General features: G+C 68.5%; 12 protein-coding genes. 7 read left to right on the top strand and 5 right to left on the bottom strand.

What is annotated here, in order from left to right:
• From D2V17_RS21920 to D2V17_RS10730, 7 genes are all read left to right on the top strand, one after another.
• Positions 1-522: cold-shock protein (locus D2V17_RS21920; protein WP_281270568.1), on the top strand; the 522-nt coding region annotated here is incomplete at its 5' end.
• A 135-nt stretch (positions 523-657) separates the two neighbouring features.
• Entirely contained in the window at positions 658-1,848 is a 1,191-nt protein-coding gene (locus tag D2V17_RS10755; protein WP_119592969.1) for an aspartate aminotransferase family protein, read from the top strand.
• Entirely contained in the window at positions 1,845-2,786 is a 942-nt protein-coding gene (argF, locus tag D2V17_RS10750) for an ornithine carbamoyltransferase (protein ID WP_119592968.1), read from the top strand. The genes D2V17_RS10755 and argF overlap by 4 nt, the downstream gene beginning before the upstream one ends.
• Before the next feature lie 31 nt (positions 2,787-2,817).
• Entirely contained in the window at positions 2,818-3,741 is a 924-nt protein-coding gene (gene hslO / locus D2V17_RS10745) for an Hsp33 family molecular chaperone HslO (protein WP_119592967.1), read from the top strand.
• Positions 3,742-3,792: 51 nt separating this feature from the next.
• Complete coding sequence (locus D2V17_RS10740; protein WP_119592966.1) at positions 3,793-4,188, top strand: hypothetical protein; 396 nt, start codon at positions 3,793-3,795, stop codon at positions 4,186-4,188.
• Positions 4,189-4,234: 46 nt separating this feature from the next.
• The gene (queC, locus tag D2V17_RS10735; protein WP_119592965.1) at positions 4,235-4,939 is read left to right on the top strand and encodes a 7-cyano-7-deazaguanine synthase QueC; all 705 of its coding nucleotides are present in this window, start codon (positions 4,235-4,237) and stop codon (positions 4,937-4,939) included.
• 2 nt (positions 4,940-4,941) lie between these two features.
• Positions 4,942-6,456 carry a spinster family MFS transporter gene (locus D2V17_RS10730; RefSeq protein ID WP_119592964.1) on the top strand — a complete coding sequence of 505 codons (1,515 nt, stop codon included), beginning with the start codon at positions 4,942-4,944 and terminating at the stop codon, positions 6,454-6,456.
• A 148-nt stretch (positions 6,457-6,604) separates the two neighbouring features.
• Here D2V17_RS10730 and D2V17_RS10725 read toward each other — a convergent pair whose 3' ends face one another.
• Genes D2V17_RS10725 through D2V17_RS10705 form a run of 5 tightly spaced genes read right to left on the bottom strand, consistent with a single transcriptional unit; the run spans position 6,605 to position 12,804 of the window.
• Complete coding sequence (locus tag D2V17_RS10725) at positions 6,605-7,057, bottom strand: DUF2793 domain-containing protein (protein WP_119592963.1); 453 nt, start codon at positions 7,055-7,057, stop codon at positions 6,605-6,607.
• 8 nt (positions 7,058-7,065) lie between these two features.
• Positions 7,066-9,249 (bottom strand): phage tail protein, encoded by a 2,184-nt coding sequence (locus D2V17_RS10720; RefSeq protein WP_119592962.1) that lies wholly within the window; start codon positions 9,247-9,249, stop codon positions 7,066-7,068.
• Positions 9,250-9,251: 2 nt separating this feature from the next.
• The gene (locus D2V17_RS10715; protein WP_119592970.1) at positions 9,252-9,665 is read right to left on the bottom strand and encodes an NlpC/P60 family protein; all 414 of its coding nucleotides are present in this window, start codon (positions 9,663-9,665) and stop codon (positions 9,252-9,254) included.
• On the bottom strand, positions 9,665-10,486 hold the full coding sequence (locus tag D2V17_RS10710) for a DUF2163 domain-containing protein (protein ID WP_119592961.1): 822 nt from the start codon (positions 10,484-10,486) through the stop codon (positions 9,665-9,667). The genes D2V17_RS10715 and D2V17_RS10710 overlap by 1 nt, the downstream gene beginning before the upstream one ends.
• Positions 10,483-12,804 carry a DUF2460 domain-containing protein gene (locus D2V17_RS10705; protein ID WP_119592960.1) on the bottom strand — a complete coding sequence of 774 codons (2,322 nt, stop codon included), beginning with the start codon at positions 12,802-12,804 and terminating at the stop codon, positions 10,483-10,485. Before D2V17_RS10705 ends, D2V17_RS10710 begins: the two co-directional genes overlap by 4 nt.
• Positions 12,805-12,905: the final 101 nt, after the last annotated feature.

Raw genomic sequence — 12,905 nt, 5'->3', positions numbered from 1 at the left:
TTCGGCGGCGGCCCGCGTGGCGGCGGCGGTGGCGGCATGCCCCCGCAGGTGGTCGGCAGCGGCACCGGCAAGGTCAAATTCTTCAATGCACAGAAGGGCTTCGGCTTCATCCAGCGCGATGAAGGCGGCGAAGACGTGTTCGTGCACATCAGCCAGGTCGAACGGGCCGGGCTCGAAGGTCTGGCCGAAGGTCAGGAGCTTGCCTTCAACCTCGTGGATCGCGGCGGCAAGGTATCGGCGGCCGATCTTCAGGTCGTGGGTGACGTGATCCAGGTTGAGGCCAAGGCCCCGCAGCGCGAACTGACGGGCGAAAAGGCCGTGGGCACGGTCAAGTTCTTCAACGCCATGAAGGGCTTCGGCTTCATCACCCGCGACGACGGCAAGGAAGACGCTTTCGTGCACATCAGCGCGGTGGAGCGTTCGGGCCTGCAGGGCATCAACGAGGGCGACCGGTTCGAGTTCGACCTCGAGGTCGATCGACGAGGCAAGTACTCGGCCGTAAATCTCGTTCCGGCTGGCTAAGTCCAGCCGGATTGCGGGGCGGCCGAGCGTTTGACCGGCCGCCCGCAGCATCATACTACACGAGCAGCAGGCGGCTATCCGATCCAGGATCGGGCCGCCCTTTTTGCTTTTGTGTCTTGATGTGAAGGAATCCCAATGGCCATTTCAGCGCTTATGCCAGTTTACCCACGGTGCGGCGTGCGTCCGGTCCGTGGTGAGCATTGCCACCTGATTGACGAGGATGGCACCCGCTACCTCGATTTCGCGGCCGGAATCGCGGTCAACCTGCTCGGCCACTCGCACGAGGGCCTGATCGGCGCGATCCAGCGTCAGGCTGCTGAGCTGATGCATGTGTCCAACCTCTACGGCAGCCCGCAGGGCGAGCACCTCGCGCAGCGGCTGGTCGACCTCACCTTCGCCGATACGGTGTTCTTCACCAATTCGGGCGCCGAGGCGGTCGAATGCGCGATCAAGACCGCGCGCGCCTATCACCAGCACGAGGGCAACCTCGACCGCTTCGAGCTGATCACCTTCAACAACGCCTTCCACGGGCGGACGATGGCCACGATCAGCGCCTCCAGTCAGGAGAAGATGCACAAGGGGTTCGCGCCGATGCTGCCGGGCTTCAAGTATGTCGAGTTCGGCGATTTGGCGGCGGTGGAAGCGGCGATTGGCCCGCACACGGCAGGATTCCTGATCGAACCGGTGCAGGGCGAGGGCGGCATCCGCGTCGGCAGCCAGGAGTTCATCAAGGGCTTGCGCGCGCTGGCGGACAAGCACGATCTGATGCTGGTGTTCGACGAAGTGCAGACCGGCGTCGTGCGCACGGGCACCTTCTATGCCTACGAGCAATACGATCTCGCCCCCGACATTCTCGCGACGGCCAAGGGTCTTGGCGGCGGGTTCCCGCTCGGCGCATGTCTTGCGACCGAGAAGGCTGCGCGCGGCATGGTCGCGGGCACTCACGGCTCCACCTATGGCGGCAACCCGCTCGCCATGGCGGCGGCCGAGGCCGTGCTCGACGCGGTGGCGAACGAGGAGTTCATCGCCGAAGTCCGCGCCAAGGGCGAGCGGCTGCGCGGTCGGCTCGAACAGTTTATCGGCAACTATCCCGAGCTGTTCGAAGAGGTGCGCGGGCTGGGCCTGATGCTCGGCCTGAAGATGAAGGTCGAACCGCGTCCGTTCATGCAGCACCTGCGGGACAATCACCAGCTGCTGACCGTGGCGGCGGGTGATGCGACGCTGCGGCTGCTGCCGCCGCTGGTGATTGGCGAGGCCGAGATCGACGAGTTTTTCGAGAAGCTCTCGGCGGGCGCGGCAGACTATGTACCGGAGAATGCTGGATGACGACGCGCCATTTCCTCGACCTCGCCGATGCCGGTGGCGATGCGCTCGCCGCCATGATCAACGACGCGCAACAGCGTAAGACGGCGCGTGCGGGCTGGCCCAAGGGCAAGCCCGATGCCGATGCGCCGCTTGCGGGCCGCGTGCTGGCGATGGTGTTCGAGAAGAACTCGACCCGCACCCGTGTCAGCTTCGACATGGCGATGCGTCAGCTCGGCGGCTCGGCGCTGATCCTCGATGCGGGCACTTCGCAGCTCGGGCGCGGCGAAAGCGTGGCCGATACGGCGCGCGTGCTGAGCCGCATGGCCGACGCGATCATGGTCCGCACCGACGATCACGCCAAGGTCGAGGAAATGGCCCGCTATGCCAGCGTGCCGGTGATCAACGGGCTGACCGACCAGTCGCACCCGTGCCAGATCGTGGCCGACCTTGTGACCATGGTCGAGCATGGCAAGGCGCTGCCGGGGCTTGAGGTCGCCTGGCTGGGCGATTGCAACAATGTGCTGAACTCGGTGCTGGAAGCGGCGGGGCTGATGAAGTTCAACGTCCGCATCGGCACCCCGGCAGAGATCGTGCCCGATGCTGGCTACGTCGCCAAGGCCCATGCAGGCGGCGCGCGCGTCGACGTGACGAGCGATGCCACCGAGGCTGCGCGCGGGGCCGATGTGATCGTCACCGATACCTGGATCTCGATGGGGCAGGCCCATGCGGAGGAGAAGCTGGCGCAGCTTGCGCCCTATCAGGTCGACGATGCGCTGATGGCGCAGGCGAAGGCCGACGCGATCTTCCTCCACTGTCTGCCTGCGCATGTGGGCGAGGAAGTGACCGAGAGCGTGTTCGAAAGCGCGCAGTCGGTCGTTTTCGACGAGGCGGAGAACCGAATCCACGCGCAAAAGTCTGTTTTGCTGTGGTGTTTCGGCCAGTTGGGGGCGGCGGCTTAACATCGGGCCCGGCTATTCCCATCTATAGCCGATGACTGACACCTCTGCTGTTCAAACTGAGACCGGTTTCGACACCGTCCTGCGCTTCATCCTGCCCGACCGCGATTGCCGCGGTCGGCTGGTGCGGCTCGGGCCGGTGCTTGACGAGATCCTCTCGGCGCACGACTATCCGCCGCCGGTGAAGCACTGCCTCGCCGAGGCGCTGGTGCTGACCGCGCTGATGGGCTCGATGCTGAAGGACGAGCAGGACCAGATGACCATTCAGGCGCGCTCGGAAGAGGGCCTGATCCGCCTGCTGGTGTGCGACTATCGCGATGGCGCGCTGCGCGGCTATGCCGAGGTCGCGCCCGATGTTCCGGCGCAGGTCGGGGCGAACCCCCGGCTCGAAACGCTGTTCGGCAAGGGCCACCTCGCCGTAACCTTCGACCTCGCCAGCACCGGGCAACGCTATCAGGGGATCGTGCCGCTCGAAGGTGAGAACCTGAGTGAGGCGATCGAGACCTATTTCGCGCAGAGCGAGCAGCTGCCGACGCGGGTGCGAACGGCGATGGCCTTCGGGCAGGACGGGGGGATTGCCGGGGGGATGCTGGTTCAGCATCTCGCCGACGGCGAGGAAGGGCGCGAACGTCTGCACGTGCGTTTCGACCATCCCGAGTGGGAGCATGTCTCGATCCTCGCCGACACGATTTCGCACGGCGAGCTGGTGGACCAGGCGCTGTCGATGGAGGCGCTGGTCTGGCGGCTGTTCCATGAAGAGCACGAGCTGCGCACCGATGGGCTTGTGCCCTTGCGCAAGGGCTGCCGGTGCTCGGCAGAGCACTACGCATCAATCCTCAGCCGGTTCGGGAAGGAAGAGCGGGCGGAAATGGCCAACGATGCGGGTGATATCGTGGTCGACTGCGCCTTCTGTTCGCGCGAGTTCGCAATACCGGGCATGCTGGATGAAGTATCATGACATATCGTATTAGATCGTGTTTGTTCACCCGGAGCAGGATATAGATGGTTCATGCGTAGGGTTCTGAAACTTGTAGCGATGGTGTCCGCAGGTGCAGCGGTGGGTTTGCCCGCAGCGGCGCAGGCGCCCGAGCTGGCTATGCTGGGTACGCTCGACAAAGGCGCCTGGACCGCCCGGATAAGGCCTGACGGGCCGACCGTGCGCCTGTGCGTGCGCAGCGGGCAGGAGTTCATCCAGATGCGCCATCGCCAGCTCAATTGCGATCGCTTTGTGGTCGATGATCGGGCGGGTGAGGTCACCGTGCAATACACCTGCCGTGGCCACGGTTATGGCCGCACCAGCATCCGGCGCGAGGGCAACCGGCTGGTGCAGATCCGCAGCCAGGGAACCGAGGACGGCAAGCCCTTCTCGATCGATGCCGAGGCACGCTACGCCGGAAGCTGCTGAACGAAGGGGGCTTGCTCCGGGGCGAGCACCGTCCTAGCTCCGCGCCATGACCTCCACCACCTCAGACACGGGCCAGAAGCAAGCGATCGTGCTGCTGTCGGGCGGCCTCGATTCGAGCCTGTCCGCCGCGCTCGCCAAGGAGCAGGGCTTCGCGATCAACGCCCTCACCATCGACTACAACCAGCGCCACCGCCGCGAGCTCGATGCGGCGCGCGCCGTGGCGCAGTCGCTGGGGGCGGAGCGGCACATCATCCTGCCGCTCGATCTGTCGCAATTCGGCGGCTCGGCGCTGACTGCCGATATCGACGTGCCCAAGGGCGGCGTGGCGGAAGAGGGGATTCCGATCACCTATGTCCCGGCACGCAATCTGGTGTTCCTGTCGCTGACCTTGGCCTGGGCCGAGGTGGTGGGCGCGAACGACATCTTCATCGGGGTGAATGCGCTCGACTATTCGGGCTACCCCGACTGCCGCCCGGAATTCATCGCCAGCTTCGAGGAGACCGCAAGGCTGGCCACGCGCGAGGGGCAGGAAGGCGAGGGCTTTCGCATTCAGGCCCCGTTGCAGTATTGGGACAAGGCGCGGATCGTCAGCGAGGCCCTGCGTGTGGGGCTCGATCTGTCGCTGACCTGGTCGTGCTATGACCCGCAGCCCGATGGCACGCCTTGCGGGTTGTGCGACAGTTGCCGGCTGAGAGCGAAGGGCTTTGCCGAGGCGGGCGCTCTCGACCCGGTGGCAAGCAGCGCGGCCTAGCCGTGAACGGCGAGCGCCTGAATCCGCCCGCGCGGGTGCCGGTCTATAACTGGTATGCGCTGGGCGTGCTGGCGCTGGTCTATTGCACCAATTTCATCGACCGGCAGATCCTGTCGATCCTCGCCAACGACATCAAGGCGGACCTCGCGATCGACGATGCCCAATTGGGCTTCCTCTATGGCACGGCCTTTGCGGTGTTTTACGCGCTGCTGGGCATTCCGCTGGGGCGGCTGGCCGATAGCACGCACCGCCTGCGCCTGCTGAGCTTCGGGCTGGCCCTGTGGTCGGCGATGACGGTGCTTTCGGGCCTTGCGCGCAACTATGCGCAGCTGGCCCTGGCGCGGGTTGGGGTCGGCGTGGGCGAGGCTTCGGCCAACCCTTGCGCCTATTCACTGATCGCCGACTGGTTTCCCGCCCACATGCGCGCGCGGGCCATCGCGATCTATTCGGCGGGGCTGTTTGTCGGCAGCGGTCTGTCGCTGTGGCTGGGCGGCTATATCGTCGAGGGCTGGAATGCGGCCTTTCCGATCGATCCGCCGCTGGGCCTGAGAGGCTGGCAGGCTGCGTTCATCGTGGTCGGCATGCCGGGGCTGGTGCTGGCCGCATGGCTCCTCACCCTGCGCGAGCCGGAGCGGGGTGCGAAGGCCGAATCCGCCGGAGCCTTTCGGACATTCCTCGGCCAATGCGCGCTGATCGTCCCGCCTTTCGCCGCCATCGGTGCGGCACGCGAAGGTGGCAGGGCGCTCGCGGTCAATCTCGCGGGCGCGGCCCTCATCGCGCTTATCTGCGCGGCGCTGGCGCTGTTGCTCGGCAATGTGGAGCAATTCGTGCTGATCGGCATTGCCTACTATGCCGTGTTCAGCTGGGTGAGCCACACCCGCCGCGCCGACCCGGAGTGCCACGCGCAGACCTGGGGCAGCGGCGCATTCCGCGCCATCGTCGGCGTCTATGCCTGCACGTCCTACGTCGGCTATTCGGTGACCTACTGGGCCGCGCCCTATGCCGAGCGGACCTTTGCGCTGGGCAAGGCCGAGCTTGGCTTGCTGATCGGCGCGCCCAACGCGCTGGGCGGGTTCCTCGGCATTCTCGCGGGCGGATGGGCTGCCGACGCCTTGCTGCGCTATACGGTGAACGGGCGGGTGCTGGTCGCCAGCGCGGCGGTTGTGCTGCCCGTGCCGCTGGTCCTGATCGGTTACACCACCGATAGTCAGACGCTGTTCCTGCTCTGCAATGTCCTCACCCAGCTTGCCACCGCCTCGGCGCTGGGGGCCTGCGCCTCCGCCAGTCAGGCGCTGGTGGACGAGCACATGCGTGGACGGGCCTCGGCACTGTTCCTGCTGGGGCCGACGCTGGTCGGCCTGTGCTTCGGCCCCTTTGCTGTTGGCCTCGTGTCCGAGCGGACCGGCGACCTCGGTCTTGGCGTGATGATGAGCCTGCTGGCGGCGATCCCGGCGGGCCTGTGCCTGCTCGCGGGCCTGCGGCTCTATCCCGCCGCCCTTGCGCACATCAGCCGCTAGAGCGGGGTGAGACTAGCCTGAGCCACTTTGCTCCCCTCCCTTTGGGGAGGGGCTGGGGGTGGGGGCTCGACGCTGGCTGGTGAGAACCCCCATCCCAACCCTTCCCCAAGGGGAAGGGCTTTGCGGGTCAATGCTATATCATCAGCCGCTAGGCCAGTATCCCCGCCGCCACGAGTGCCGCGACGAGCCCCGCAATCGCTGTGCGTGCCTCGCTGTCCTGCGTCGCGCCGCCGCTGGGCAGGGCGATGTCCGAGGCACGGCTCCAGCCACCGTCGAACAGGGCCTGCTGCCCCGCCGACTTGTCGTAGACCCGCATTCCGGTAAGCGGCGGCTGGAACAGCCAGTTCCCCGCCTGCCGACAGGCGATCTCGCCCGCATGGCCTGCCCAGTCACCTTCGGGCGTGTCCCCGAGAAGCCAGGCCTCGCCGTCGACCGGCGCGGCGGGCGGCGCATCCGCCGTACCCTCCACCGCGAGGTGCAGCAGCGCATCGAGCCGCGCGAGCGCCTCGTTGACGGTAAACTCCTTCTGCGCCTGCGCACTGAACAGGAACGGCAGGCCAAGGCGCGCGCTGGCGCTGGTGAACGTGATCGGGTCGGGCATAGGTCACCTCAAGCAAGGGTTGTGAGATAGAGCGGGTCGGAGCGGGCGCTGTTGCCGATCTGGCGCACCCACAGCGCTTTGCCGGAGTGCCCGGCGCGCAGGGCAGCCCAGTCGGGGGCGGAGAATTCGAGCATGGGTGCGGTCACTTCCCACAGGGCCTCGGGCAGCTCGGTATCGCCAAGGCCGACCACATAGCGTTCGAACTCCTCGGTGAGCGGCGGTTCGACCGTGCCGCTCCAGCTCCAGGCCCCGCGCGCGCGGCGGGTCCAGCTCAGCGTGGCGCTACCGTCGGCGGCCAGGGCCAAGCGCGGGTGGACCGGGACCAGCGGCCTCAGGGTCAGCCCGGCATTGGCGATCGTCGCCTCGGCGGGCATGTCGTCGGCGAGCCCGATGGCGGCGATGGCCTCGGCCGTGCCAAGGTCGGCGGTGGCAAGCCGGATCGGCCTCTCGTCGAGCAGGACCACATTCGCCCCTGCCGCCGTACCAGCGAATGCCGCCGCTTCGGTGCCGCCGCGCCCGCGCAGCAGCCCGGACAGCCGCCAGACCGCGCCGCCGACGCTTTCGGCATGGGCGAATTGCAGCAGCTCCGCGCCCACCAGCAGCCGGTTGGCGCCCGCGGCGAGGCTTTCGAGCGGGCGCGAGGCCAGTTCGAAATCGGGTGAGGCGAGGGTGATATCAAAGGTCGCCGTCCGGTCGATGATCGCCGGGTCGGCCGGTGGGAGCGGGCTTGAAAGCGTGCCGACAACCGCGCGTTGCCGTCCGGTGCCCCGGAGCGGCGACAGGCTGCCGCCGTGGTCGGCATAGAGCATGGCCCCGGTCCAGCCGCTGGTGCTGGAGCTGGCGGCGGCGATCACCTGCCGTTCGTCGCGCGAGCCGAGCCCGTCCCACGGCAGTTCGCTCGCCATCAGCACGGTTGGCGTGGCGACCTCGTCGGGCGTTTCGAGATTGCGGCCCGGATCGCCGATCGCCGGGGGGAGCGCCGCGCCCGGTTCGCGGGTCAGTTCGAGCTCGACGCCGGTGTCGCGCCATTCCCAGCTCTCCACCCGCCACTTGCCGGGGCGACCGGGCACGGCGACCACGGCGCCGGGGGCAATGCGGTCGTCAAGTTCGGCCATGCGCCATTGCAGGCGGTCGCCCGCCACGCCTTCACGGGTGGCCAAGGCCTCGATCAGGTGCAGCGCGGTGCCCGCCTGCAAGGCGCCGGGAAAGTCGATGACGGTGCTTTGGCCCGCGGGGGCCTGCCCGCCAGCGCGTTGCAGACCGGGCTGATAGTCGCGCGCCACATCGTAGTAGCGCATGGTCGAGGGCAGCTTGCTGTGATCGGTGCGGCGGCTCGACATCTGGCCATAGGCGCCGCCGAAACTCTCGTTGGCGGGGTCGACCACGGCCTCGGGCAAGGTCGCGGCGGGCGCGGCGGCAGGATCGCGCGGGCGGATCGCCAGCGGCCCCGCGCCGACATCGCAGGCCAGCGGATAGACCCGGTCAAGCAGTTCGAGCGACGCCAGCACCGGTCCGCCTTCATCCGAAAAGCCGCCCAGCCCCTCAAGCCCGCGGGTGATGGCGGCCTCGGCCTCCAGCGGCTCGAGCAGTTCGACGAGGCTTACCTCGCCGTCGTCGCTGGTGATCTCGAAGGCGAGCGTCGGGATGCGGTTGCCGAACTCGGCCAGTTGCAGGCTTTCGAACACGCAATAGGCGAGGCCCCGGAAGGCCGGACAAAGCGCGCCCTCGGCGCTCGCCAGCAGCGGATCGGGCTGCTGGTCGCCATAGCCCTGATGCACCCGCAGCATGCCGCCGACCTTGAGATCTCCCGCCGCACCGCGCAGCAGGCGGCCATCGGCCCAGATCCGGCCCAGGCGAGCAATCGGGCGGCTCGCCAGCGCCACCGCGAAGCTGCACGAATAGCTATAGGTCTTGACCGAGGGGCTGCTTTTGCCGCCGCCGGTGGTCTCGCTGGTTTCGACGAGGTCGGTCGCCCAGATCACGCTGCCTGCCGCGCGCATGGTGCCGAAATAGCGCGGGATCGGCGTGCCGTAGCTCGAACTGGTGACGGCCAGCTCCTTGAGGCGCGGGCCTTCGCGGCCGCCGGGCTTGAACACCGCGCGGTCGATCTGGTTGCCGAGCAGCGAACCGAGCGCGCCGCCAATCGGCCCGCCGAGCACGGTGCCGACCGTGGTGAGGATAAGGGTGGCCATGGTCAGTCTCCGCTTGGGGCCAGCCGCCAGTGACGCAGCAGCGGCCATTCGGCCGGGCGCGGGCCGTGGACGACCCGGCGCAGACCGGCATGGGCATGGACAAGGGTGCCGCCCTCGCCCGAGATGGCGAGGTGCAGTTGCGAGGGCGAGGGGCGCAGCGCGAGCACGTCGCCGGGTTGGAGCGCCTCTGCCACATCGCGCAGGCCTGAGCGGGCGAGCGCCGGGGCAAAGCCGGTGAGCGTGGTCTGGCGCAGGCGATAGGGCGGCAGCGGCCCGGCATCGCGGCCCACGGCGCGCAGGGCCAGCACCACCAGCCCGACGCAGTCCACGCCGAGGTCGCGGGACATGCCGCCGAGATGGAAAGGCACGCCCACCAGCGCCCGCGCAGCTTCGAGAAGCTGGTGCCCGTCCGCCATCATGCGCCCCCCGTGCCGTAGCGGGTGAGCAGGTCGTTGCCGGGCATGAACGGCTCGCCGCGAAAGTTCGCCGCATTGCCGAAGCGCGCGGCGCAGGTGGCGATCGTGTGGTCGCACGACTCGATCACCTCCGCGCGGTCCCCTGCCGCGAGCCCGGCAACGAGATCGCGGTCAAGCGTGAGTTCGGAGCCCGAGGCGGCCATGATCCGCATCGTGACGCCCGCCTGCGGCCCGTCGATCCAGCGCAGCCGCCCGCCGACGATCATCTCGCCTGCGGGTAGGCCGGTGCAGGTAATCGAGCCGGTTTCGCTATTGATCGTTGCCATGCGAACCAGATGGGTGAATCGCGCGAGGCTCAGCCCGCAGTCCCGGTCGCAGAAGCGGGCACGGCAGGTGGGGCTGGTGCGCGGCACGAGGTCGCGCTCGAACAGCGTCTTGGCCGATTGCAGGCTCGCCTCGAAGCTCTCGCCGTTCTCGCTGACGCTGGCGACCTCGCCCGCGAACAGGGCGCTGTGCTCAAGGCTCTCCCAGTCGACCACGCCCACCTCGATCACGGCGCCGTCATAGCGGCCCATCCTGAGGTCGGCGGGTGTGATTGCGCAATGCGAGAGGATGCCCTCCATCTCGACCAGCTCGCTCGACAGGTCGGCCGAGCGGCGGATCGACGAGGGGACCATCCCCGGCGCGGCCAGATGGCGGATTCCGGCAAACATGAGGTCGCGGTTGTGGCTGGTGAAGCCGAGCGCCACCCCGTCGCGGCGCATGATCCGCCAGTAGGTGGCCACGGTTTCGAGCGGCTGGGCGAAGAAGACCCGGCTCATGCGGCCTCCCGGATCTCGATCAGCGGCACCGAGGGTGCTTCCCCGGCGGCGAAGTTGCTCGCCGAGATATCGAGCCGGTCCTCGGCGAAGCGGACCGGCACGTCGAACAGGAACCCGGCGCGAATCTCGGCGCCTTCCGGCGCGGGGGCGGACAGGGTGATCCAGCCGCCCTCGTCATAGGTCCAGGCGCTGGTCGGGACATGATCGAGGCTGACCACGATCGAGGCAAGGCGCGGACGGGTGATCGGGCGGACCTGCGGATCGGCCCCCGCGCCATAGCGCTTGGCAAGCCGGAAGCGGACCGTCTCGCCATCGCCCAGGCCGAGCAGCTGGTCGCTGGCCGTGGGGGTGCCGGTCTGGCCGTTGGAGCTGAAGTCGAACGGGTCGGCGAGGCGAAAACCGCGCGCCGCCCCGCGCCGGGCGCGGAAGAATTCGAGCAGCACGCCAAGCTCCGCCTCGGAGCGGATGCCGGGGCCGACATCGTAGCGCAGGCGCGCGTCGCTCCAGTGGCTGTTGCGCCGCTCGAAGCCCGAGGCGGTGAGCGCCACCGAGGTCGAGAACTCCGGGCTGACCGCCAGATCGCGGCCCGGCGCGAGTGGATAGAGTAGGTCGTCGAAGGCTTGCATGGAGGTGTCCTCGCTGGAGGGAAGGCGGGTGTATCCGTCGCGCGCGACCTGCGGCAGCGCCCAGACGAACAGGCGATCGACGCCCCGCGCGCGGGCCTCGTCGAGGCCCCGGTCGATGCGCTGCCAGTAGCTTTCGGCATCGGCGGAATTGAGCACGAAGCCGGCCAGATAGTCCTGCACGTCGAGCGGATAGTGCAGGCGGCCCTGCACGGCGGCATAGGCGGCGCGGCGTGCGCCTTCGGCCCCGGCGGTGAGCCAGTCGTAGTCCTCGACCTGGAGCCGGTCATAGGCGGGCCAGGCCCAGCCCTCGGGCAGGCTGGCGCGGCGCAGTTCGGGGCGGGCCGGGTCCAGCAAGGTGGGCGTGAATACGAGCAGATAGACCGTCGCCGCGCCGCCCGCCGCAGTGCGGACATGGTCGCGCAGGGCGGCGGTGGAGGCGGCGAGGGTCGCTCCGGCCCAGTCGAGCAGGGCAAGCTGGTCGGCATCGAGCGGGGCGGTGAGGTCGGGGATCTCGGGCGCCGATCCGCGCGCGGCGATCACGGCGTCGTCATAGAGGCAGATGTGCCCGTCGAAGGTGAGCCACCACCAGGGCTCGCCGATCTGGAAGTGGACCGGCAGGCCCTCGGCCACCACCAGCGCGGTGAAAGCCCCGGCCACCGTGCGCAGGTAAGCCATCGCCGTGTCGTTCGCTGGCGAGAGCAGGGTCGAGGGAGGCTCCCACCCGGTCAGGGCGCGCGAGCCGTCATAGGCGCGCTGGCTCCATTCGGGCGGGCAGTGCTCGGCGAACAGCTCATACGACAGCGAGATAATCGGCTGGTAGTCGAGCCGCGCGCATTCGGCGAGGAAGGCGCGGTGCCATGCCGCGCATGGCGTGCACAGCTGCGCCGGCTCTGCCACCAGCAGCGTGCCGCCGGGCTGGCGGGCGAGCCGGTAATAGTGGCTCATCCCGACATAGTGGACGATCGCCCCGCGATAGCCGAGGCCGAGCGCATTGCGCAGCAGTCGCGCGGGGGTGAGGTTGTAGCTGTCGTCATAGGCCGTGGCCATGCCGACATCGTGCGGGGGCACCAGCACATCGCCCAGCTTGACCATCGCGCGGTGTCCCTCGCAGGTGATGCCGGTCAGCTCGACCCAGCCATTGGCGCGCGCGGGCAGCAGCGTGTGATCGGCGGGATCGTGGCCGGGCGGCACCAGCGAGATGAACATCCGGTCGATATCGGAGGGGTGGACCGCATCGCCGTCGGCCAGCCAGCCTTCGCGCAGCCCGGAAAAGGGCAGCACCACTGCGGCATCGTCGGGCGCGCCCTCGGCATAGTTCCACAGCCGCACATACCAGGTGCGCGCCGCGCCAGAGGCATCGCGCCCCTCGATGGTGAGCGTCGGCCCGTGGACCTGATCGAGTGCCACCACGCCTGCCGAGCGCCAGCGAAAGCGCAGGCTGGTGTGGGCATAGTCGCGGTCGGTGGCATAGGCGAGCAGGGGGTGATCGTAGCGGTCCTCGCTTTCCCAGATCAGCCCGGCGAGCGCGTCGCGGTGGTGGAACTCGCAGTCGATGCGCAGACCGTCGTGCGCGATGGTGGTGAGGCTCGCCATTCCGGGGCGGGGGAAGTCGACGGTCCAGAAGCGTGGATCGAACCGCTGGAGGTAGTCGAAGTCCTGTCCGTTGCGCTTGCGCGCCAGCCAGTATGCCATGTGGTTTCCTCCCTCAGGCGCCGCGCAGCGCGCGGGCCACGGCGCTGCCGACCTGGCGCGACGAGCGGCGCAGCATCGCCGGGCTATCGGTGCCGCGCGGA

Origin of the sequence: Aurantiacibacter xanthus, assembly GCF_003584015.1 — a bacterium.
Taxonomy (GTDB): Bacteria; Pseudomonadota; Alphaproteobacteria; order Sphingomonadales; family Sphingomonadaceae; genus Alteraurantiacibacter; species Alteraurantiacibacter xanthus.
This window is presented reverse-complemented; position numbering and strand designations above follow the sequence as displayed.